The 22,019-nt window shown below is 39.8% G+C and carries 19 protein-coding genes and 1 riboswitch; of the genes, 16 read left to right on the plus strand and 3 right to left on the minus strand.

The genetic code is table 11. The annotated features are described in order from the left end of the window. The first annotated feature begins 71 nt into the window (after window positions 1-71). The 6 genes from ileS to guaA all read left to right on the plus strand — a co-directional run bounded on the left by ileS (window position 72) and on the right by guaA (window position 9,063). Entirely contained in the window at window positions 72-2,840 is a 2,769-nt protein-coding gene (gene ileS, locus ACKP2L_RS03975; protein WP_439426062.1) for an isoleucine--tRNA ligase, read from the plus strand. A 98-nt stretch (window positions 2,841-2,938) separates the two neighbouring features. Continuing rightward, a riboswitch (purine riboswitch) is annotated at window positions 2,939-3,033 on the plus strand. Window positions 3,034-3,098: 65 nt separating this feature from the next. Further along, window positions 3,099-4,247, plus strand: coding sequence for an IMP dehydrogenase (gene guaB / locus ACKP2L_RS03980; RefSeq protein WP_439426063.1), 1,149 nt, complete (start codon window positions 3,099-3,101; stop codon window positions 4,245-4,247). Window positions 4,248-4,331: 84 nt separating this feature from the next. Further along, window positions 4,332-5,636 carry an adenylosuccinate synthase gene (locus ACKP2L_RS03985; protein ID WP_439426064.1) on the plus strand — a complete coding sequence of 435 codons (1,305 nt, stop codon included), beginning with the start codon at window positions 4,332-4,334 and terminating at the stop codon, window positions 5,634-5,636. Then, the gene (purB, locus tag ACKP2L_RS03990; RefSeq protein WP_439426065.1) at window positions 5,633-6,928 is read left to right on the plus strand and encodes an adenylosuccinate lyase; all 1,296 of its coding nucleotides are present in this window, start codon (window positions 5,633-5,635) and stop codon (window positions 6,926-6,928) included. The genes ACKP2L_RS03985 and purB overlap by 4 nt, the downstream gene beginning before the upstream one ends. Before the next feature lie 10 nt (window positions 6,929-6,938). Further along, complete coding sequence (gene hpt, locus ACKP2L_RS03995; RefSeq protein WP_439426066.1) at window positions 6,939-7,502, plus strand: hypoxanthine phosphoribosyltransferase; 564 nt, start codon at window positions 6,939-6,941, stop codon at window positions 7,500-7,502. Between the two features lie 4 nt (window positions 7,503-7,506). Continuing rightward, window positions 7,507-9,063: a glutamine-hydrolyzing GMP synthase gene (guaA, locus tag ACKP2L_RS04000; protein WP_439426067.1), complete on the plus strand. Its 1,557-nt coding sequence runs from the start codon at window positions 7,507-7,509 to the stop codon at window positions 9,061-9,063. A gap of 54 nt (window positions 9,064-9,117) precedes the next feature. Here guaA and ACKP2L_RS04005 read toward each other — a convergent pair whose 3' ends face one another. Together ACKP2L_RS04005 and ACKP2L_RS04010 are read right to left on the minus strand one after the other, a co-directional pair. Further along, on the minus strand, window positions 9,118-9,777 hold the full coding sequence (locus ACKP2L_RS04005) for a nitroreductase family protein (RefSeq protein ID WP_439426068.1): 660 nt from the start codon (window positions 9,775-9,777) through the stop codon (window positions 9,118-9,120). 202 nt (window positions 9,778-9,979) lie between these two features. Continuing rightward, complete coding sequence (locus ACKP2L_RS04010) at window positions 9,980-10,534, minus strand: TetR/AcrR family transcriptional regulator (protein ID WP_439426069.1); 555 nt, start codon at window positions 10,532-10,534, stop codon at window positions 9,980-9,982. A gap of 145 nt (window positions 10,535-10,679) precedes the next feature. Here ACKP2L_RS04010 and ACKP2L_RS04015 point away from each other — a divergent pair, with 145 nt between their 5' ends. After that, on the plus strand, window positions 10,680-11,804 hold the full coding sequence (locus tag ACKP2L_RS04015) for an alpha/beta fold hydrolase (RefSeq protein ID WP_439426070.1): 1,125 nt from the start codon (window positions 10,680-10,682) through the stop codon (window positions 11,802-11,804). Window positions 11,805-11,933: 129 nt separating this feature from the next. Continuing rightward, window positions 11,934-12,716, plus strand: a complete 783-nt coding sequence (locus ACKP2L_RS04020) for a matrixin family metalloprotease (protein ID WP_439426071.1) — start codon at window positions 11,934-11,936, stop codon at window positions 12,714-12,716. A 34-nt stretch (window positions 12,717-12,750) separates the two neighbouring features. On the opposite strand, the gene ACKP2L_RS04025 is transcribed toward ACKP2L_RS04020, so the two are convergent. Continuing rightward, window positions 12,751-13,623 carry an aldo/keto reductase family protein gene (locus ACKP2L_RS04025; RefSeq protein WP_439426072.1) on the minus strand — a complete coding sequence of 291 codons (873 nt, stop codon included), beginning with the start codon at window positions 13,621-13,623 and terminating at the stop codon, window positions 12,751-12,753. A gap of 133 nt (window positions 13,624-13,756) precedes the next feature. Between ACKP2L_RS04025 and ACKP2L_RS04030 the strand changes: the two genes are divergently transcribed. Genes ACKP2L_RS04030 through ACKP2L_RS04065 form a run of 8 tightly spaced genes read left to right on the plus strand, consistent with a single transcriptional unit; the run spans window position 13,757 to window position 22,012 of the window. After that, window positions 13,757-14,410 carry a histidine phosphatase family protein gene (locus ACKP2L_RS04030; RefSeq protein ID WP_439426073.1) on the plus strand — a complete coding sequence of 218 codons (654 nt, stop codon included), beginning with the start codon at window positions 13,757-13,759 and terminating at the stop codon, window positions 14,408-14,410. Between the two features lie 29 nt (window positions 14,411-14,439). Then, the gene (locus tag ACKP2L_RS04035; protein ID WP_439426074.1) at window positions 14,440-15,861 is read left to right on the plus strand and encodes an NCS2 family permease; all 1,422 of its coding nucleotides are present in this window, start codon (window positions 14,440-14,442) and stop codon (window positions 15,859-15,861) included. A gap of 21 nt (window positions 15,862-15,882) precedes the next feature. Then, the gene (locus tag ACKP2L_RS04040; RefSeq protein WP_439426075.1) at window positions 15,883-16,194 is read left to right on the plus strand and encodes a hypothetical protein; all 312 of its coding nucleotides are present in this window, start codon (window positions 15,883-15,885) and stop codon (window positions 16,192-16,194) included. A 10-nt stretch (window positions 16,195-16,204) separates the two neighbouring features. After that, window positions 16,205-16,882: a 5'-methylthioadenosine/adenosylhomocysteine nucleosidase gene (locus ACKP2L_RS04045; protein WP_439426076.1), complete on the plus strand. Its 678-nt coding sequence runs from the start codon at window positions 16,205-16,207 to the stop codon at window positions 16,880-16,882. Between the two features lie 33 nt (window positions 16,883-16,915). Further along, window positions 16,916-17,254 (plus strand): DUF1831 domain-containing protein, encoded by a 339-nt coding sequence (locus ACKP2L_RS04050; RefSeq protein ID WP_439426077.1) that lies wholly within the window; start codon window positions 16,916-16,918, stop codon window positions 17,252-17,254. A gap of 45 nt (window positions 17,255-17,299) precedes the next feature. Beyond that, window positions 17,300-19,633: an SF1B family DNA helicase RecD2 gene (recD2, locus tag ACKP2L_RS04055; RefSeq protein WP_439426078.1), complete on the plus strand. Its 2,334-nt coding sequence runs from the start codon at window positions 17,300-17,302 to the stop codon at window positions 19,631-19,633. Continuing rightward, window positions 19,630-20,616: an SGNH/GDSL hydrolase family protein gene (locus ACKP2L_RS04060; RefSeq protein WP_439426079.1), complete on the plus strand. Its 987-nt coding sequence runs from the start codon at window positions 19,630-19,632 to the stop codon at window positions 20,614-20,616. The genes recD2 and ACKP2L_RS04060 overlap by 4 nt, the downstream gene beginning before the upstream one ends. Then, window positions 20,588-22,012 (plus strand): RsmB/NOP family class I SAM-dependent RNA methyltransferase, encoded by a 1,425-nt coding sequence (locus tag ACKP2L_RS04065; RefSeq protein WP_439426080.1) that lies wholly within the window; start codon window positions 20,588-20,590, stop codon window positions 22,010-22,012. Before ACKP2L_RS04060 ends, ACKP2L_RS04065 begins: the two co-directional genes overlap by 29 nt. The last annotated feature ends 7 nt before the right edge of the window (window positions 22,013-22,019 follow it).

Genomic DNA, 22,019 nt, shown 5'->3' on the forward strand with positions numbered 1-22,019 from the left:
GTTAAAAAAACGTCCCGATTAGTTTCGAGGCGTTTTTTTGTATCATGACTGGTTTAGAAATGAGGAGAATTATGAAAATAAAAGACACGCTTCATCTTGGTCATACTAAATTCCCTATGCGGGGAAGTCTGCCAAAAACAGAACCGCTTAGGGAAAAACAATGGGAAAAGGACGACTTGTATCAAAAAAGGCTTGATTTAAATAAAAATAAGCCACATTTTAATTTGCATGATGGACCTCCGTACGCGAACGGAAATATACATATTGGTCATGCAATGAACAAAATATCGAAAGATATTATCGTTCGTTATAAAAATATGACTGGTTATTACGCACCTTACGTACCTGGATGGGATACTCATGGCCTTCCTATCGAGCAACAGCTGACCAAGGCTGGGCATGATCGTAAAGCGATGTCTAAAGCAGCTTGGCGTCATTTGGCCCATGATTATGCTTTGGAACAAGTTAGTATGCAGCGCAAAGATTTTAAAAGATTAGGTGTTTTAGCTGATTGGGATCATCCTTACTTGACCTTGCATCCCGAATTTGAAGCTGCCCAGATCCGTGTTTTCGGCGAAATGGCTAATAAAGGTTATATTTACAGAGGATTAAAACCTGTTTACTGGTCATGGAGTTCTGAATCAGCTTTGGCAGAAGCAGAAGTTGAATATCATGATCTTGTTTCTACCTCGCTTTTCTATGCCAACCGGGTAAAGGACGGCAAGGGTTTGCTTGATAATGATACTTATTTGGTAGTCTGGACCACGACACCTTTCACCATTACTGCTTCTAGAGGTATAACGGTTGGTCCTGATTTTGAATATGTTTTAGTTAAACCTGAAAATGATCAACGAAAATTCGTTGTTGCAAAAGCTTTGCTGGCTGAAAATGCTCAGCGTTTCGGCTGGAAGAATTTCCAAGTTGTCAAAGAATTCAAGGGAACTGATCTCGATAAGGTCACAGTCGAGCACCCTTGGGATAAAAATGTAACAGAAGTAGTCATGAATGGCGATTTCGTTACTCTTGATTCTGGTACTGGATTGGTTCATACAGCCCCTGGTTTTGGTGAAGATGACTATAACGTATCGCTTAAATACGGCTTGGAGATCTCTGTAACGGTCGATTCAAGAGGATTTTTGACTAAAAACGCCGGGTCCGACTTTGAAGGGAAATTTTATGATGATGTTGCGCCGATCGTTATTAAAAAGCTCAAAGACGCCGGCCTTTGGCTAGCTACAGAAAAGATAAAACATTCCTACCCTTATGACTGGCGGACAAAAAAACCAATCATTTGGCGAGCTGTTCCTCAATGGTTTGTTTCGATCGAGCCATTTAGAAAAGAGATCCTGGATCAAATAGAAGACGTAAAATTCTATCCCGATTGGGGCAAGATCCGTCTTTACAATATGATCAAAGATCGAGGAGATTGGGTGATCTCGCGTCAACGTGTTTGGGGAGTACCTCTGCCGATTTTTTATGCGGAAGATGATACACCTATCGTTGATAAAAAGTTGATCGATCATGTTGCCGATTTGTTTGCTAAATACGGTTCGACCTATTGGTTTGAACATGATGCCAAAGATTTGCTTCCGGAAGGATATACTAACGAACACAGTCCGCATGGAGAATTCCGCAAGGAAGAAGATATTATGGATGTATGGTTCGATTCTGGCTCTAGCTGGGCCGGTGTCATGCAAGAACGCGATAACCTTGATTATCCTGCCGACCTGTATTTGGAAGGTTCTGATCAATTTAGAGGCTGGTTCAATTCTAATATCATTACTTCAGTAGCGGTCAATGGCATTGCGCCTTATAAATCGATCCTTGCTCAAGGTTTTGTTTTTGACGACAAGGGCCAAAAGATGTCAAAATCACTCGGCAATATCATTTCGCCAAATGAAGTCGCTGACCAAATGGGTTCTGAAATCACTCGTTTATGGGTCATGAGTATCGATTCAAGTTCTGATGTGCATGTTTCTAAGGGCATATTAAGACAAGTATCTGAATCATATCGCAAGATCAGAAATACACTTCGTTTCTTGCTAGCAAATACTGAAGATTTTGATCCTGAAAAGAATACTGTTGCTTATCAAGATCTTAAGCCGATCGATAAGTGGATGACACTTCGATTTAATCAGTTCGTTAAAGATTGGCATGAAAAAATGAGCAGGTATGATTTTTACGATCTGTTCAAACAGTTGATCAATTTTGTTTCATCAGATCTTTCGGCCTTTTATTTAGACGTTGCTAAAGACATCGTTTATATTGAAGGGCGTGATTCATTAGAACGTCGTTCGATGCAAACAGTGTTTTATCAAGTGGCTAAGGGTCTGGCACAATTGCTCACGCCGTTTTTGCCGCATACTTCTGAAGAGGTCTGGGAAAATTTGAAAGAAAAACCGGCTTATGCATATTTAACTGAGCAGCCTGTTTATCAAAAATATTCTGATGAAGAAAATACTTTGAAACTTTGGCAAGTATTTTTCGATTTCCGCGATCAAGTCAATAAAGCTTTGGAGAAGGCCCGTGAAGATAATTTGATCGGTAAAAATGCTGAGGCAGCTTTGAAAGTTGCCTTGACTAAAGAACAGCAAGAAAGCTTCGACGAGCTTGGAATCGACTTAAGAAAACTTTTAATGGTCAGTCAGCTTGAAACCACATTTGCCGATAAAAATGATGTTGAGGTTTCTCACGCTGCCGGCAAAGTCGATCCGCGCGACCGCTTGTATCACTTGGATATTGGTGCCGATCCTAAATTCCCGATGTTTTCTAAGAAGAATGCAGAAATCGTTGAACATGATTTTCCTGAACTTACTGCATCAGAAATCGAAGATCGATAAGAATAAAAAATTATTTTAAAAACGGATCATTTATCCGTTTTTTTGTTTTCGCGAAAAAAATTTTCCTGAATTATCTTGCTTTTTTACTTATATCTGTTAAGATAAATAACAATCAAGCAGGTATATCGTCAGATAACGGCTGACAGTTTCTACCCAACACCTATGTTGGACTATCTGCGGATCGCTTTTTTTGGCATCCGCAGCAGCCGCTTTTGACCGCTTGCGGATGTTTTTTATTAATTAAAAGGACGGACATACATGGCAGATTTTTCAAATAAATATACAAAACTAGGATTAACCTTCGATGACGTACTCTTGATTCCTGCAGCATCAGAAGTTACTCCGGACCAGGTGGAGCTAGGTACTGATCTTACGCCCAGCCTGCATTTGAATATTCCGATCTTGAGTGCGGCAATGGATACCGTTACCGAAAGCCGCTTGGCAATTCAAATCGCATTGAACGGCGGTATTGGTGTCGTTCACAAAAATATGCTGATTCAGCAGCAGGCTGATGAAGTAGCAAAAGTAAAAAAAACAGCTATCGATTTTAAAAAATATCCGCAAGCGGCAACGGATAAAAATGGTCATCTGATAGCGGCTGCCGGTGTTGGTGTTACTAACGACACATTGGATCGAGTTCAGGCTCTTGTGTCGGCTGGCGTTGATGCAGTCGTCGTCGATTCGGCGCACGGTCATTCTGCCGGTGTTTTGCGTAAGATCCGTGAGATTCGCCAAACTTATCCTACTTTAAATATTATTGGCGGAAACATCGCTACTGCTGAAGGCGCTCGGGCAATTTTTGAAGCGGGTGCTGATGTAGCTAAGGTTGGGATCGGTCCTGGTTCTATATGCACTACCAGAGTGGTTGCCGGTGTTGGTGTTCCGCAAATAACTGCTATAACCGATGCAGCAGCGGTCGCTGCTGAACTTTCCAAGACGATCATTGCTGACGGCGGCATCAAATGGTCCGGTGATATCGTTAAAGCACTCGCCGCAGGCGGAAATGCCGTTATGCTTGGTTCAATGCTGGCTGGTACCGAAGAAGCTCCTGGAGATACTTTCGTCGGTGAAGACGGCAATAAGTATAAGTCATATCGCGGTATGGGATCGATGGCTGCCATGGAAAATGGTTCTAAAGATCGTTATTTTCAAGGAGAAGTAAAAGAAGTCAATAAATTGGTTCCTGAAGGTATCGAAGCAAGAACTGCTTATAAGGGCAAACTAGACGATGTTATTTTTGAAGATCTTGGAGGTTTGCGATCTGGAATGGGTTATACCGGTGCCAAAACGATAAATGATCTGATCGAAAAAGCTCGTTTTGTTCAAATAACTAATGCTGGTTTGGTTGAATCTCACCCCCATGATGTACAAATAACAAAAAAAGCACCTAATTACAGTCGGGCTTAAACGTTCGTGTTTTAATCGAATATATTGTAATAGTCAGATGAATTATAAAGTATTTGATTAAAAAGGAATCTTTTAGGAGACACGATGGAAGGTATTGTAGTAGTTGGTGCTCAGTGGGGCGATGAAGGCAAGGGTAAGATCGTTGACCTTTTTTGTCAAGATGCTGATGCTGTGATTCGTTATCAAGGCGGTAATAATGCTGGTCACACTATTTACCATGGGCAAGAAAAGTTTGCTTTGTCAGCGCTGCCAGCTGGTATTATCAGCCCAGATAAACTTTCAGTCATAGGAAACGGCGTCGTTGTAAATCCACAGGCCTTGATCGCAGAAATGAAAGAATTAAATGATCGCGGCATCGATACCAGTGGTTTGAGGATATCTGAACGGGCACAGGTTATAATGCCTTATCATATCGAGCTTGATGCTTTATCAGAAAGAGCAAGTTCAAATCGGATAGGTACAACTAAAAAGGGAATCGGTCCCTGTTATTCCGATAAAATAAATCGTCGCGGCATCCGGATCTCTGAACTGATCGATCCGGAGGTTTTTGCTGAAGAGCTAAAAAAAGTTTTGCCATTTAAAAATAAAGAAATCACAGGTCTTTATGGCGGCAAAGCACTTGATTATAAGAAGATTTTCGATGAATATTCTGAGTACGGCCGTCAGTTGAAACCTTTTGTCGTTGATTCAACGGAACTTATCGAAGAACGATTGGAAAAAAATAGTCGGGTCGTTTTTGAGGGCGCACAAGGGATCATGTTGGATATCGATCAAGGAACTTATCCCTTCGTTACTTCTTCAAATCCGACCGGCGGCGGGGCTGCTGTCGGTTCAGGAATTGGTCCGGATAAGATAAGTGATGTTATCGGTGTCGTGAAAGCTTACACATCGCGTGTCGGTTCAGGACCGTTTCCGACCGAACTAAAGAATGAGATCGGTGATAGGATCAGAGAAACTGGGCATGAATATGGTGTTATCACTAAAAGACCGCGGCGGATCGGCTGGCTTGATGCTGTTGCTTTGAGACATGCGATCGCAGTTTCGGGTATTACAAAGTTAGCGATAAATTCACTTGATGTTTTGTCCGGATTGGATGAAATAAAAATTGCAACTGCTTACAAAATAAATGATCGGCTGATAAAGTATTTTCCGGCTGACCTGCATAAGCTTGAAACTGCGGAAGTGATTTATAAAACGCTGCCGGGATGGGATGAAGATATCAGCAGCGCAGAAAGTTTAGACGAACTTCCGGTCAACGCACAAAAATATATTCAAACGATCACTGATCTGCTTGATCGTCCGGTTTTAAGTTTTGCTGTCGGACCGCACCGTACTCAAACTCATTTAATTTCTCCTCTTTGGAAGAATTCAAAAGAGGGTGCTTTATGATCGACCGTTATACCAGAGACGAAATGGGTCGGGTCTGGAGTCTTGATAATCAGTATCAAAGCTGGTTGGAAGTTGAGATCGCTGTTGATCAAGCTTGGGCTGATTATGGCGAGATCCCACAGTCGGATGTCGATGCGATCAAGAAAAAAGCTGCTTTCAGCAGTCAACGGATCGCCGAGATAGAAGCCAAGACTCACCATGATGTTGTCGCATTTACCAGAGATCTTTCTGAGTCGCTTGGATCCGAAAAAAGATGGATCCATTTTGGTTTGACTTCAACAGATGTTGTCGATACGGCCCAAGGTCTTCGACTGAAGCAGGCAAACGCCATTATTTTACAAGATCTACAAAAATACCTTTCTCAGATCAAATCAATGGCGCTTAAATATAAAAATACGGTCATGATCGGCCGCACTCATGGTGTCCAAGCTGAACCAACGACTTTTGGCCTGGTTTTGGCGCGTTATTATGCGGAAACACAGCGCAACATTGATCGTTTCACCAGAACCAGCAGGGCTGTGGAAACGGGAAAGCTGTCCGGTGCGGTAGGAACTTTTGCTAATATTCCGATGGAAGTGCAGGATAACGCTCTGCGGCAGCTTGGATTAAGTTCTCAACCGGTAACTTCGCAAGTTCTCCCGCGTGATCTACATGCCGATTATATTAATTCGATCGCTTTGATTGCGACTGGTATCGAAAATTTTGCAACGGAGATCCGCGGATTGCAAAGAACGGAGATCCATGAGGTCGAAGAGAATTTTGCCGCTGGACAAAAAGGGTCTTCTGCAATGCCGCATAAGAGGAATCCGATCGGTTCGGAAAACGTAACTGGTCTGGCACGCGTTATTCGCGGTCACATGCAAACAGCTATGGATGATATTTGTTTATGGCATGAGCGTGATATTTCTCATTCTTCTGCAGAGAGGATCATACTTCCGGATTCTACGATCCTGATCGATTATATCTTGGACCGCTTTACAAATATTCTTCAGAAATTAGCTGTTTTTCCGGAAAGAATGAAAACTAATATGAATGCTAGTTTCGGGCTCATTTATTCGCAGAGGCTTTTATTAAAGCTGATAGATAAAGGGATGAGCCGTGAGAAAGCTTACGATTTGATCCAGCCTTTAACAGCTAGATCATGGGATCATCATTTGATGTTTAAGGATCTGGTTTTAAAAAGCAAAGATATAACCGATACTCTTTCACCAGAAGAGATAGATGATGCCTTTGATTACCATTACCACTTGCGGAATGTTGATCTAATTTTCAAAAGAGCGGGATTGGAGTAATGTTAAAATCATGAATGCTTTGATAAGTCACCCGGCAATAAAAAAAGTTTTGGCCACGGAAACTGATATTTCTGCAGCCGTTCAACATATTGCTGATAGTTTAGATAAAAAGTTTTCAGATTCGAGCCGGCGGCCCATTTTTATTTCTGTTTTAAAGGGTGCAGCTATTTTTACAACGGATCTTTTAAGAAAAATGAGTTTGGATGTTGACCTTGATTTCATCGATGTAAAATCCTACAACAAAAGTCAGTCGACTGGGAATATTCGTGTTACTCATGATGTTTCAACTGATCTGACCGATAGGCAGGTTGTGATCGTGGATGAGATCGTCGACAGCGGCAGGACGATGAAATGGCTGGTCGATTATTTTAAATTAAAGGGTGCCTCGCAGATCACAACGGTCGTTTTGACAGATAAAAAAGAAGCGCGGCAGGTGCCGGTGCGAATCGATTATGCAGGTTTGGAGGTTCCTAACGAATTTATTGTCGGTTACGGCATGGATTATAATAGCAGGTTTCGCAACTTGCCAGTCATTGCGATCCTTGATACAAATAAATTGGATGATATCAAATAAATAAATGGATAAATTAAGTGAAAATTTCGATAAAGTTTTAGTACTTGATTATGGAAGCCAGTATAATCAATTGATAACACGCCGCATCAGAGAATTCGGTGTTTTTTCTGAGCTTAAATCTCGTAAAATAACGCTAGAGAAAATCAAACAGTATGGCCCAAAAGCAATAATTTTGTCAGGCGGGCCGAGATCAGTTTATGCTGATGACGCTTTTAAAATTGATCCGGCAATATTTAACTTAGGTATACCTGTTTTAGGTGTTTGCTACGGCATGCAGTTGATAGCCAACGAGCTTCCTGGCGGGGAAGTCACTGCAAATGATGGTAATGGCGAATTTGGTCAGGCACGACTTCATTTTTCCAAAGAGCCTTCTCTGCTGTTGGAAGGAACTCCTGATGATCAAAGGGTATTGATGAGCCATGGTGATTCTGTTTCGGCTTTGCCAAAGGGTTTTTCTGTAGCTGCTTCAACTGATAAAACACCGATCGCTGCTATCGCTAATGATCAGGATAAGATTTATGGTGTTCAGTTCCACGCTGAAACGACTTTGTCTGAATACGGGAATGAAATTTTGAAAAATTTTGTTTTTAAGATCGCAAAATGCCAAGCTAATTGGAAAATGAGTGATTTTATCGATGTTCAGATTGAAAAGATCAGAGCAGAAGTTGGTGATAAAAAGGTTCTGCTGGGTTTATCCGGCGGTGTTGACTCCTCAGTTGTTGCTGTTTTGCTCCATAAAGCTATTGGTCGTCAGTTGACTTGTATTTTTGTTGATCATGGTCTTTTGCGTAAGAATGAAGCGCAGCTGGTCATGGATTCTTTGGCCGGAAAATTCGGTCTGAATATCATTAAAGTCGATGCTCAGACACGTTTTCTCAGTAAACTAAAAGGTGTCAGCGATCCAGAACAAAAACGCAAAATAATCGGCCGCGAATTTATTGAAACTTTTAATGACGAAGCTAAAAAATTAGATGGTATCGACTACCTAGCTCAAGGAACTCTTTATACCGATGTGATCGAATCCGGTACCGATACAGCGCAAACGATCAAATCACATCACAATGTTGGTGGTCTGCCCAAGGAAATGCACTTTAAGCTGATCGAACCTTTGCGTACGCTTTTTAAAGACGAAGTTCGACAGCTGGGCGAAGAATTGGAAATGCCTCACGAATTAGTTTGGCGCCAGCCTTTCCCGGGACCTGGATTAGCTATCAGGGTGCTTGGCGATATTACTGAAGAAAAATTAGCTATCGTTCGTGATTCAGATGCCATTTTGCGAGAAGAGGTCGCAAGGGCCGGCTTGGAAGATTCTGTTTGGCAGTATTTTACGATCTTGACCGGTATTCGTTCCGTTGGTGTGATGGGTGATGGCCGGACCTATGATTGGACGATCGCTATTCGAGCTATTACTTCAGTTGATGGCATGACGGCTGATTTTGCCAAATTGCCTTGGGATCTGCTGGGTCGGATCTCAGAACGGATCGTTAACGAAGTTGGCCATATCAACCGGGTAGTTTACGATATTACAAGCAAGCCGCCGGCAACGATCGAATGGGAATAAAATTAAAAAAACGCACTAAATTATTCAGTGCGTTTTTTTATTACCAACTATTTTTTATGCAAAAGTTGTGACATCTGCAGCAGGCAACCGGTATGTTTTTTCTGGAATTTCTTTCGGATCAGCTTTGCCGACAACAAAAAACAGCATTGGTTTATAGCGGTCGTCATCCAAACCAAAAGCTTTTACCAGACCTTCGCGTTTAAAATCGTCAGCGATATTAGCGTCATATCCATGTGCTCTTGCGATCAAAACGAACTGCATCGTAACTATCGCATTATTTACAGCAAGCATTTCATCCATACCTGATCCAAGTTCATCTTTGCTGGAATCTAATAATTGCGGAACCCACCAATCTAACATTTTATGAAAAAAATCAGAAGCTTCTTTGGGATAGTGTTCATAGGTTTTATCAAAATGATCTTTTCGATACCATTTAGTATCGCCTAAAACTATTATGGTGGCAGAAGCACCTTTAGACAATGCCTTATCCGGACCGACCATAAATTCATCAAGTTTTTCTTTACCGGCATCACTGTCTACGATCAGAAAGTGCCAGGGTTGAGAGTTTATAGCGGAAGGCGCTCTTACGGCTTGCTGGACCATTTGCAATAATTCGCTATGGGGTATTTTGAAACCTTTCTCGAATTTTTTTACTGAATGCCGGTTTAATACGACATCAGCAAAGTCGTTATTGATAAAATTTTTATTTGCCATTTTTTGGTTATCCTTTTGAAATCGCTTTCACAATGATTATACATTGTCTGAAAATTATTTGTGTATTTTTAAACAAAGTTCTTTCTTGAAAATGGTCAAAATTTAAAAATTAATCAAAATCAACACTATCCGGGAAGTGAGCTAGATCTGAGCCGGGTTTTCTGAGTTCTTTTTATATTCATAAAATCTGATCGCATTTCAATCACTCCATGATCTGGTCAAACATTCGATACCTAATGCTTTCAGCATAATTAAGCACTTTTGTGTTCAATCCGTGTTCTAAAGTCCAATTCAAAGTATCCATAATAATACTGGTACCAAAGGAAACCAGCAGGTCATTTGGAAGACCGCTTTTTTGCTCTTTAAAATATTTTTCTAATTGTTCTGTAATAATATTTTTATAAATATTTTTTAAATTATATTCGATTTTGTCGATTTTAAAAAGGGTCATTATCGTTTCTTTGTTGTTATAAAGATCATTATAAAAATCGCTGATCGTTTTTTTAAAGCTGCCCGATATGAAGCCTTTGATTCTTTGAGAGAAAATTTCTTCAAAAAATTTTTTCTGTTCTTCAACTATTTTTTCGATTAAATCATATTTATCCAAATAGTGAAGATAAAAAGTCGATCGGCTCGTCAACGCGATAGCACATATATCCGAAACTGTTATTTTTTCAAAATTCTTTTTTTGGAGCATTTTAATCATTGCTTCTTTAATGTTCCTATCTGTTTTTAATTGTCTAAGATCGATCGTCATGTGGTCAATTCTCTCTTTTTTTGTAGTTTATCAAACATTTTTACAATAAAATGTCCATTTATGTACATATGCAGTGTCTTTTGATGATTGTTAGCTTTTATGATCGCAAATACAATTATGTTATCAAAGCTAAGGAGATTGATAAATGTTTTATAACTACATCAAAAATAACCAACAAATGAATTTACAATTGAATCGGCAGCTCGAAGGACTCAAAGAGGATCCTCAAGTCAAAAAAGACTTAGCAAATGGTTTATCAAAAATAGTTGACTTAGAGTCTTGGTTCTCAGTCTGGTCTTCTCTAGCAGACGATCGTCAAAAACAGGGCAGATATGATATAGCTTGTTCATATTATGGCTTAGCACAATTTTACTTAAGCAAAGATGATCGGCGGAAGAAAAATACCGTCCATCTTTATTTAGATAATTTTTACAGATCTCATCCGGAAATTGATTATGAGAGTTTTAAGGTACCTTATTTAGGAACTTATCTGCCGGCAGTCAAAGTTAACGTTAATCCAGACGCTAAAAAAACTTTGATCATAATAAATGGTTTTGATAGTTTTATGGAAGAAATATTGGCAGTCGCTGATTTTTTGAAGGGCAGTGAATATAATGCAATTCTTTTTGACGGTCCCGGCCAAGGAAGAGCTTTGATCGATAATGGTTTAAAGTTTACTCCTTATTTTGAAAAACCTGTTTCAGCTGTTATCGACTATTTTGGTTTGTCGGAGGTCGATGCTATGGGAGTTTCTTGGGGTGGTTATTTCGTGATCAGAGCAGCGGCTTTTGAAAAAAGGATCAAGAAAGCTATTTGTTTTGACTTTTTCTACGATGGATTGAATGTATTTTTGAAAAATTTTTCTGAAGAAAATCGTTCACTGATCCGAAGCTTATTAAATGATCAAAATTCAGCCGCACTCGATCGTTTGATCGAAACTTTGATAGAAACTGATTCGAATATAAGCTTTTTATTTAATAAAGGCTATGAAAATACCGGTACCGATACGCCTTATGAACTTTTAGCTGACTTATCAAAACATACGATCAAGGGCCTTGGAAAATTAGTAGATCAAGATGTTTTGCTCTTGGCCGGTAAAGAAGATCAATATGTTCCCTTTGATGATTTGAAAAAAGAGCAAGCAGAACTGTCTAATGCTAAATCTTTAGAAACACACATCTTTACTAAGGAAACCGGCGGAGAACAGCACTGTCAGGCCGGCAGGTATGACCTTGCTTTGACTGTTATCAAAGATTTTTTGAAAAAGTGAACCAGAGCGGCTGCGTTTCAGAAATGAAAAGAAAAAAGCTTCTTTAAAAAATAATTTTATTTTATTTTTATCTAGCCGTTGTACAATCTAATAGATTTATTAAACTGGATTTTGGATAGAGGATTTTTAGTGAAACGCAAGTTTACTTTTTTAATAATAATTGCAGCGATCGTTTTCTTTGCTTTTTATCGTCATGGCGACATCTCTTTGTCTCCGACAAGCGATAAATTTATTCGCCAGTCGAGCCAGCGGGTCGTTTCACAATTGAACGATTCATGGAACAGATTGAAAATGGCTTTTGGCGGCGACGGGCAAGGGATCGAACTTCCTAAATTTCCAACGATCGATGATTCTGCTGCTTCCAATAAGGGCAGCAAAGGGTCTAATTCGACTGATGATAATAGGATCAGCGATCCTAATGCTACTCCGACTGAGTCTATCGTCGCTGGAGTTCATTTGGATAATGTTTATTATTATCATTTTTCTCAAAATCTGCCGCAAGCAGCTCGTCAAATTTTTCAGCAAGCCGTTGATCAATATAATTCTACCGGCATCGTTCACCTTATTTTAGGCACGCCGACTGGTCAACACAATCTGATAACTTTTTCTTCCTATACTAAAAATGAGGGATCTGCTTTGTCTCAAGGAACGATCGAACTCGGACGCGGCGGACCTGAAATAATTCAGCAATACGGATACCAGACTCATTCTTTTAATCATGGTATCGCTAGTTTGAATTTAGCTTATCGTCAATCGCTTTCGCTTCCGGTCGCTGTTCATGAGTTGGGACATGCGTTAGGTTTAGATCACAGCAGCGATCGAGATTCAGTCATGTTTCCGATCGATCAAGGGAAGAGCCGTTTATCAACGGGTGATATCGATGGCTTGAAAAACATTTACGACCGCACATAAAAACACTGCTTTTAAAGCAGTGTTTTTTTAAAGATCAAATATCAAACCATTCGTGAGTCTCTGCGTGCCAGCCGCGTCCGGCGCTTGGATCTGAAAGCTGATCCAGTTTTTTTAGATCTTCAGCTTCTATTTTAAAATCAAGTTCAGCATCATTTTGGATATGTTTGATACTTCGAGCTTTTGGTATTGGTACGATATCGTTTTCGATGCAGTATCTTAATGCCAGTTGAGCGGTAGTAACACTATATTTCTTTGCTAACGATAAAATCGTATCATTTTCTAAAAGACGTCCGGTAGCCAGCGGAGAATATGCTTGAACGATAATTCCGTTGTCTTTTGAAGCTTTTGTAGTGGGATTTTGTGTGTAACCGACGTAATACTGGATCTGATTTACCATAGGCAGAACGGTCGTCTTTGGATCGTTGATAATATTTTCAATATCATGCGGGGCAAAATTGGAAATACCGATCGACTTAGCTCGACCGCTATTGTAAATTTCTTCTAAGACATGCCAAGCTTGTCGATTCTCAGGATCGCAATTTTGTCCCGGGTTGGTCCAAGGCCAGGGTGCATGGATAATATATGAATCAACGTAGTCGGTGCTGAGATTTTTCAAACTATGTTCGAATCTGCGAAGGATCTCATCACGGTCAGTTTTTACTTCGCCGGGGAGTTTTGTTTGGATAAAAATATCCTCTCTTTTAATACCTGAATCTAAAACTGCATCACCAACACTTTCCTCGTTTCGATAAGACCAAGCTGTATCTAAAAATCGATAGCCGGTTTTAAGTGCATTTGTGATGGCATTATATGTTTCGTATCCCGGTTTGCTTTGCCAAGTCCCAAAAGCGACTTTTGGCATTTTTAAGCCGTTTCTCAAAGTTACGGTTTCAGTTAAAATAGCCATTATTAGTTCCTTTCTAAAAGTAATAGCGCTTACTTTTAAATTTTATCTCATTTGATCGATCTTTTGTCAGCAAAAAAATATTCAGTTACGATTCAATTTTGTTTCACAGCAAGCTTATTGTATTCTATTAACTATGAAAAGAATTTTCATTGTTAGGCACGGAAGGACCGAATGGAACCTGGAAGAGCGTTTTCAAGGCGCAAATGGGGACTCGCCGCTCTTAGAATCAAGTAAAGAAGATTGCAAAGATCTTGCGGTTTTCTTAGATAAATTTAACTTTAGCAGAATTTTTACCAGTCCAATAAAGCGGGCACGCTTAACTGCTGAATTGACGGTCGCGGCTTCTAAAAAAATGCAGGGTACGCCGATCGAGGAAGATCCGGGATTTACCGAAGTGGCTTTTGGCGATTGGGAAGGATTGACCAAGGGGCAGGTTCAGAGGCTTCATCCTGAGTTATTCGAAAAATTGATTAAAAGACAAGACGACCCGGCTTTTTTTGAGTTTGGGGTCGAGCAGTTTTCAAAAGCCAGTCAAAGATTCCGCCAGGCAGTTATTGATGCGGTGAAAACGATCGCTGATGGCGAAAATATTTTGATTTTTTCACACGGAGCCATTTCTCAGCTTGGAATAAAGGCTTTAACCGGCGATCAAAATTTGGACTCACTAAAAAATGAATCCAGTTCTATTTTGAAAACCAGTAATAGCAGCGATTTTATATTGGAAAGCTACAACGAAGCTGCTTATTTAAAAGATGCTTATGCTAAGGGCAGCACGACACTTATTTAATTTTTTTGGGATGGATCGATAGTAGGGAAATGTTTAAATTAGAAAAATATCATACAAATTATCGTCAAGAGATCATTGGTGGGCTAACGACTTTTCTATCAATGGTCTATATCTTTTTTTTAAATGCTCAGATCCTGTCGCAAACAGGGATGCCCAGACAGGGGATATTTTTAGCTTCGATAATCGTATCAACGATCGGAACTTTATTTATGGGATTATTCGCTAACGTTCCCTTTGCTTTAGCGCCGGGTATCGGCATGCAGGCTTATTTTACATATACGATCGTATTCGGCTTCCATTTTCGTTGGCAGCAAGCCTCGGCTATTGTATTTCTCGTCGGTGTTTTTGATTTGATCATCACCTTGTCGCACGGACGAAGGGCGATCGTTAAAGCGATCCCAGAAGAATTAAAGGCTGCTATTGCAGGCGGGATCGGTTTGTTCGTTACATATATTGGTTTAAAAAATGCTGGTTTCATCAACTTTATCGTTGACAGATCTGATGTTATTTCCGGATGGGGCACTGATTCAATGGTTGCAAACGGCGGCATAACACCAGAAATAGCTAACTTTAATCAGTCGTCGGTAGTTCTTTCATTGATCGGACTGCTTCTGCTTATTTTTTTGGTTTTGAAAAAGATCCCGGGCTCCTTTCTGATCGCCTTGGTAGCAACTACTATAATCGGCATACCTTTCGGAGTAACGAATGTTGATTTGCATTGGGGCCAATCATTTTCTGCTACTTTCAGTCAATTTCAAAATATAATTTTTTCTTCTTTTTCAAGTAAAGGCATGCCGACTTTATTCAACAATTGGCACGATTTTTTGTTAACACTGGCCACGATCTTTGCTATGGGCCTGACCGGTCTGTTCGATGCCGTTGGAACTTTGCTCGGTATCGGCGAACAGACTAATATTTTTACAAAAGAAGATCAAAAAGAGTTTGCCGAAAATAGATCCGGCTTTAAAACACGCATGGATCGTGCTTTGCTCGCTGACACAGTCACAACTACCGCAGCAGGTATTTTCGGGACCTCTAACACGACGACTTTGATCGAGTCCGCATCAGGAGTTGCAGCCGGTGCACGGACCGGTCTTTCAAATTTGATCACTGCCGCCGGTTTTCTTTTTACTATTTTTTTGGCACCGTTAGTTTCAGTCATTCCTAATAGTGCCACCGCACCGATCTTGATCGTTGTGGGTATATCGATGATGAATGAGTTTAAAAAAATCGAATGGGGCGATCTCGAGGTGGCGATTCCTTCTTTCTTTACCTCGGTATTCATGGCGCTTTCCTATTCTATTTCTTATGGGATCGCAGCAGGATTTATTTTTTATGTTTTTGTAAAAATCGTTAAAGGCAAATTCAAAGATATAAATCCAACCGTTTTGATCATCAGCTTGATGTTTTTCGTTAATTTTATTTTGATCGCTATTCGTTTCGCAAATTGATTTTTTCTGTATGATTGAATTATGTCTTTAATGGATAAATTATCACGATTATTCAATGGCCTAGGTCAAAAAAGGGCAATGAGAAAAAGGCTGAAGCAGCGTAAAATCGTCGAACAGCAATATGCAAAAGATCATCCCCAAAAAATAACCGTTGTTAAACCTGAATATGACAAAGAATTCAAATTAACTCACAATGGACGTTTTGAGCTTGGTTCCAATGGTAAATTAACACAAAAAGGACTGATCGACAGGCTTAAGTACCGCTTGAACCGAGCTATAATCATCGTGATTTTTTTAACCATTTTACTTTATTTATATTTCATATTTTTTTAGGAGCTGAATCATGAAAATCGGAATCATTACCCCAATGGAAAAAGAAAAAAGGCTGCTTTTACAGAAGCTTGAAGACCAAAAAAAGGTTTTTATCGGTGGACAATCATTTGTTTCCGGCACCATCTACGATCAAGAAGTTATATTGACCGAATCCGGTATCGGTAAAGTTCAGGCAGCCATGGCTACAACGATTCTTTTGGATCGATACCATCCTGATTTTGTCGTTAATACTGGTTCAGCAGGGGCACTTGGCAAGGGATTGAAGGTCGGTGACCAGCTTATTGCCGATCGGCTTGCTTATCACGATGTTTATAATACGATCAAACCGGGATCAGTCGGCCAATTGCCTGGAAAAGAACTTTATTTCAAATCTGATCCGAAACTGGTTGCTGAATTTTTGCGGACCAACCCAAATGCTCATCAAGGACTGGTATTATCCGGCGATTCATTTGTGATGGGAGATATGAAAGATAAGATCATCGCTTCTTTTCCGGATGCTCTCGCTGTTGAAATGGAAGGTACAGCTGTTGGCCAGGTAGCAGCCAACTTTAAGACACCTTTTGTTGTATTACGAGCCATTTCTGACGCTGCTGATGATAAAGCTGATTTAAGTTTTGACGAATTTTTGGAGATCGCTGGTCAAAAATCGGCAGAAATATTGCTCAACTTTATCAAAGAACAAAAATGATATTTAAATAATTTTGTGATATAGAATTGACTTATGGCATTTGAAAAGATAGTAGATGTAAAAGGTGACGGCAAATATCAGATCGATCCGCAGATCAAGGCTTTTACTTTAAGAGATCTTGGTTTTACTGAAAATAATGCCGGCGCTTACAGTCAGACCTTTATGCTGGAACCGGATAAGGGCTTTGACCTGTCTAGAAAATTAAAAATAACTTTTAAGGGCGACCTGTCGGCTTTTAAAATTTCTATTTTAACTGCTAATCAGGCATTGAATATCAATATATTCAAAGACGAAAAGAACAAAGCACTTGTTGAACAATATAGATTTTATATCCAGTCTTTGATAGACAGACAGGTCATTAAAAAAATCTGATCATGAATTTTTTTAATAACATTAATTGGGTTAAACTTAATAACGATGTTTTCGCTTAAAGCAACTGTAAAAAAACTCTTCTTTAAAAACAGCAGTAACAGCTATGCTGTTTTTTCATCGAGGCCTTTGGACAATGATTTTGACTGGACGGATGACAAAATTGTTTTAACAGGACAGATCGCTTCTTTAAAAGTCGGCAGCAGTTATGATTTTAAGGGTCAGTTGACTGATCATCCTAAATATGGCCCTCAATTCAAGGTCGAGGATTTTCAAGAGGTGATTCCTGATGACGAGGATGCTTTAAGCGAATACTTGTCTTCTGATAAATTTCCCGGTATTGGCAAAAAAACAGCTGAAAAGCTTGTCGAACGTTTCGGCACGAAACTTTTTGATTTGATAGCTGACGATCCAAAGGTATTGAACGATAGCGGTCTTAGTAAAAAACAGATCTCGACTTTAAGCGAAGTCATCGTTGGTGATAAAAATCGCGTCAAAGCCGTTTCTCAAGCCGCATCATTCGGTTTTAATACAAGCATGTCTGATAGTCTGTTCGATCTTTACGGTTTGGATTTTATAAAAATGGTCAAAGATAATCCTTATCGCTTTATTGGATCAATTGATAGTTACAGCTATCCGATCGCTTGTCAAGCGGCTTCTTTGATCGGCTTTCAAAATTTGGATCTGCAGATAAAAGGTGCTATAAAGTCTGTTTTGATCACAAGCGAACAAAACGAGGGCAATACCTTTTTAACTGAAAAACAGCTTATTACCAGGACTAGTTTATTATTAGACGGCGAAGCAGATTTCTTTTCTGAAGACATAAAAAAATCTATTTCTGATATGAGTGCTAAAAAGCAAGTACAGGTCCAAGACGATCGGATATCTCTAAAGAAATCTTTTCTCGCTGAAGAGTCAGTTGCAAATGATTTGTTTCGATTGAGCCATTCTGCTAAAGAGAAAGTATCTTTTGATTCCCGTGCGATCGAAGGCAGCGGCTTAGATGAAAATCAGCAGCAGGCGGTAGTATCCGTTTTCAAAAATAAAATTACAGTGTTAACAGGCGGTCCGGGAACGGGGAAGACGACCGTTATCAGTACTGTTATCGATCAATGGAAAAAGAGCAGGATCCGCTTAAAAGATGACGATGATTTTGAGCTTGATCTTAAAAAAATATTTTTGGCAGCTCCCACTGGTCGAGCTGCAACGCGTATTACGGAAGTTACCGGACATTCAGCTTTAACGATCCATCGGATGCTGGGCGCTAATAGTGATGGACTTTTTGAACGTGACCAAGACGATCCGTTAGACTGTGGTTTAGTGGTGATCGACGAAATGTCGATGGTCGACATAGAGCTTTTTCAGCATCTTCTAAAAGCACTGCCTGATCAATGCCACTTATTGCTGGTAGGCGATCGTGATCAGCTGGCTTCAGTTGGTGCCGGACAAGTATTGACTGATCTGATAAATTCTGATCTGTTTCCTGTTATCGAGCTTAATATAAATCACCGGCAGACTAAGGGTTCGGGTATCGATCTTTTGTCGCAAAATCTAAAGCAAGGATTGGTAGATCCGAAAATGTTTCAGCCAGGAAAAGATGTTTCCTTCTTTCCTTTACATGAAAGTCAAACCAACATAGTTATCAGCAAAGTTTTAGGGGCTGCTTTACGAATAGGCATTAAAAAAGAAGACCTCCAGATCATCAGTCCAACTAACAGAATGGTCGATCTGCTCAATCGTGCGGCACGGCCTTTTTTGATCGAAAATGATCAGATGGCTGATTCTCCGGTTTTTCCTGATCATTTTTTGATCGGCGATCGTGTCATGCAGCAAGAAAATAACCAGGAAAAAGGTGTTAATAACGGGGATATCGGCTATGTAACTGCTTTTTATGAGGGCAAATATGAATCAGATCTTGTTGTTGAGGTTGATTTTTCCGGCATGCTCGTATCATATAAGGGTAAAGAAAGTAACCAGCTAAGGCTCAGCTATGCTTCAACAGTCCATAAAGCTCAAGGGAGCGAATTTAAGAATGTTATTTTTGTTTTGACCAGCACACTGAATAATTTCGTTACAAGAAACCTTCTTTACACAGGAGTAACACGGGCCGAAAAATCATTGATTTTAATCGGAAATGAGGAAGCTTTTCGCCAAGCCATAAATAATCCTGCGCCTCCAAGACAAACGAATTTGATCTTTATGCTGGCTGGAGATCAAAACAAAAACTTTTCAAAAGAAAAACATAGTTCCAAAAAAGCTTCAGCACTAGGCAAAAAGAATAAGACAGTCAATAATGTTTTAACTAAATCTTTGATCGATAATTTAACTATCGATCCGATGATAGGCATGGAAGGGATCAAACCAAGCGATTTTAGCAAATGAAAGAATTTTCTCTGACTTCAACAACTTCATCAAGGGCCTTTACCGGCAATTGGATATTCCAAAAAAATGGAAGTGTTTTAACAAATAATTTGGGTGCCGAAATAAGACTGCTCAGTTCTGGCAATTCGGAGTTGGTTTTTGATTGGCGTGATCATACTCACGGCCAAGATCGATCGCGAATTTTGGTTTCTGTCGATCAAAGGCCCTTTGTCTCGCTTGTTTTGGGCAATGAACCTTTTTCACTTCCGCTTGGCAGTAAAGGAAAACATCTAGTCCGGATCATGACTCAATCCTTAACTTATGTAAAAGCAAAAACTTGGGATCTGGAAGACTATTTTTTGCTTGATTCGATCAGTTACCAAGACAGACTTGAGCCTTGTTCTTTGTACGATTCCCAGATCGTCTTTATCGGCGATTCTATTACTAATGGTCAAAAAACAGATGCTTTTATTTCTGACGGCGCTGCGCATCGCCCTGATTTTAGTTGGGATTTTTTGTTGTCAGAAGCACTTGCGGCAGATAATTTAAGGCTGGCATACGGCGGATGCGGTATAACACAAAAAGCTAATATTTATCCGCCTACAGCGATAGATTTTATTTGGCAATATGCAAAAGGAAAGGCGCGGCAAATCGATTATAATCGCAAAAATAAGGCCATTATCGTTAATCTGGGAACTAATGATAAGGCCGCAAGCGATATGGAATTCCTATTTTCCTTAAAAGCCTTGGTCAGAGAACTAAAAAAACGTTTTCATGATGACAAGATAATCGTTATTGAACCTTTTGACGGCAGCTTTAAAAATGTTTTTGAAGATCTTTTGGCTAACGACCGGTATGTTGATTTGGTATCGAATAAACGATGGGATTTTCAAAAAAGCGATCGCGTTCATCTGACCAGACTAGGGCATAGACAAGCATTTACAACTTTACTGCCGATCATCAAGGAGAAATTGAATGATAAAACTACCGCAAGCTTTCATTGAAAAATTCAAGATCCTTTTAAAGGATCAAGCAAATGATTTTTTTGATAGTTTTCAAAAAGAAGCAGTATCAGCATATCGTTTCAATCCTTTAAAAAATTTGTCTTCTTTTACGGAAAATTTTAAAAATGATCCAGTCATACCTTGGAATGAAAGATTCGGCCGTTATGGCAATGTCAGCGGAAAATCAGACGCTTTTTTGACTGGTGCTGTTTATTCGCAGGATGCAAGTGCCCAATTCGTCGGGCAGGTAGTTGACGGTCAGGCAGGTGAAAAGATCCTTGATCTCGCGGCGGCTCCCGGTGGAAAAAGTACCGAAATAGCCGCAAGTATGCATAATAAGGGATTGCTGGTCGCTAATGAGATCGATTTTAAAAGAGCTAAGATCCTGAGTCAGAATATCGAAAGAAGCGGTATATGCAATACTTTGGTCACCAATCACAGTCCAGAAGAACTGCTGGAACGTTTGCCCGGTTTTTTTGACAAAGTTCTTTTGGATGCACCGTGCAGCGGCGAGGGGATGTTCAGGAAGGATCCTGACGCAATAAAATATTGGAATCCTGAATATAATCGGCAATGTGCTGAACGCCAAAAAGAAATTTTAAGATCGACCATTCCATTATTGAGGGATGGCGGTACATTGATATATTCGACCTGCACATTTTCCCCTGAAGAAGACGAGCAGGTCATTAGTTGGATTTTACAGAATTTTCCTCAAATGAAACTTTTGCCTATCCAAAAATTCCAAGGAGTTCAAAACGGGCGGCCTGACTGGTCTGATGGCAACTCTGAGTTATTGAAAACCGCTCGGATATGGCCGCACAAAACTAAAGCCGAGGGCCATTTTATTGCAAAATTGATCAAAGCTGCTGATCAAGAAAAATTTGAAAGCCGCCTGTCGACTCCAACAGTTTCTTTAAGCAGAAACCGGAAAAACAGGAAGAAAAGTACCGTTTCGCTTGAAAAAAACGAGCTCAAACTCCTTTCTGACTTTTTTGATCAAGCAAAGATAGATACTGATCTGTCGACCTTGGCAAAGTTTGGTGATCATGTTTATTCTTTGCCTGATTTTTGTCCTGATTTAGATAAAATCAAAATTTTACGTGCCGGTTTAGAAATCGGCTATTTCAGGAAAAATATTTTTTATCCATCGCACGCACTGGCTTTAAGTTCTTTAGGCGAAAAATTTTATCCTCAATTGTCCTTGGACGATCATCAGCTTATCGATTATGTACATGGAGACGTGATCCGCATTGAAAAGTCTGATTTCAAAAAAGGCTGGATACTTTTGAAACGAAACAATAACGGCCTTGGCTGGGGACGTTTTTCGGATGGAATGATCAAAAATTTTTACCCGAAGGGGCTTAGGACAAAAATTTTTAAAACTGAAATTTTATAGGTTTAGG

Source organism: Oenococcus alcoholitolerans (genome assembly GCF_051852995.1).
In the GTDB taxonomy this organism is placed as follows: Bacteria; Bacillota; Bacilli; order Lactobacillales; family Lactobacillaceae; genus Oenococcus; species Oenococcus alcoholitolerans.

Coding starts and splice junctions, on each gene's coding strand:
- guaB (WP_439426063.1), top strand. CDS start 3,099: ATGGCAGATTTTTCAAATAAATATACAAAACTAGGATTAACCTTCGAT.
- hpt (WP_439426066.1), top strand. CDS start 6,939: ATGAATGCTTTGATAAGTCACCCGGCAATAAAAAAAGTTTTGGCCACG.
- ACKP2L_RS03985 (WP_439426064.1), top strand. CDS start 4,332: ATGGAAGGTATTGTAGTAGTTGGTGCTCAGTGGGGCGATGAAGGCAAG.
- ACKP2L_RS04025 (WP_439426072.1), bottom strand. CDS start 13,623: ATGGCTATTTTAACTGAAACCGTAACTTTGAGAAACGGCTTAAAAATG.
- recD2 (WP_439426078.1), top strand. CDS start 17,300: ATGTTTTCGCTTAAAGCAACTGTAAAAAAACTCTTCTTTAAAAACAGC.
- ACKP2L_RS04065 (WP_439426080.1), top strand. CDS start 20,588: ATGATAAAACTACCGCAAGCTTTCATTGAAAAATTCAAGATCCTTTTA.
- purB (WP_439426065.1), top strand. CDS start 5,633: ATGATCGACCGTTATACCAGAGACGAAATGGGTCGGGTCTGGAGTCTT.
- ACKP2L_RS04010 (WP_439426069.1), bottom strand. CDS start 10,534: ATGACGATCGATCTTAGACAATTAAAAACAGATAGGAACATTAAAGAA.
- ACKP2L_RS04040 (WP_439426075.1), top strand. CDS start 15,883: ATGTCTTTAATGGATAAATTATCACGATTATTCAATGGCCTAGGTCAA.
- guaA (WP_439426067.1), top strand. CDS start 7,507: ATGGATAAATTAAGTGAAAATTTCGATAAAGTTTTAGTACTTGATTAT.
- ACKP2L_RS04035 (WP_439426074.1), top strand. CDS start 14,440: ATGTTTAAATTAGAAAAATATCATACAAATTATCGTCAAGAGATCATT.
- ACKP2L_RS04060 (WP_439426079.1), top strand. CDS start 19,630: ATGAAAGAATTTTCTCTGACTTCAACAACTTCATCAAGGGCCTTTACC.
- ACKP2L_RS04030 (WP_439426073.1), top strand. CDS start 13,757: ATGAAAAGAATTTTCATTGTTAGGCACGGAAGGACCGAATGGAACCTG.
- ACKP2L_RS04050 (WP_439426077.1), top strand. CDS start 16,916: ATGGCATTTGAAAAGATAGTAGATGTAAAAGGTGACGGCAAATATCAG.
- ileS (WP_439426062.1), top strand. CDS start 72: ATGAAAATAAAAGACACGCTTCATCTTGGTCATACTAAATTCCCTATG.
- ACKP2L_RS04005 (WP_439426068.1), bottom strand. CDS start 9,777: ATGGCAAATAAAAATTTTATCAATAACGACTTTGCTGATGTCGTATTA.
- ACKP2L_RS04045 (WP_439426076.1), top strand. CDS start 16,205: ATGAAAATCGGAATCATTACCCCAATGGAAAAAGAAAAAAGGCTGCTT.
- ACKP2L_RS04015 (WP_439426070.1), top strand. CDS start 10,680: ATGTTTTATAACTACATCAAAAATAACCAACAAATGAATTTACAATTG.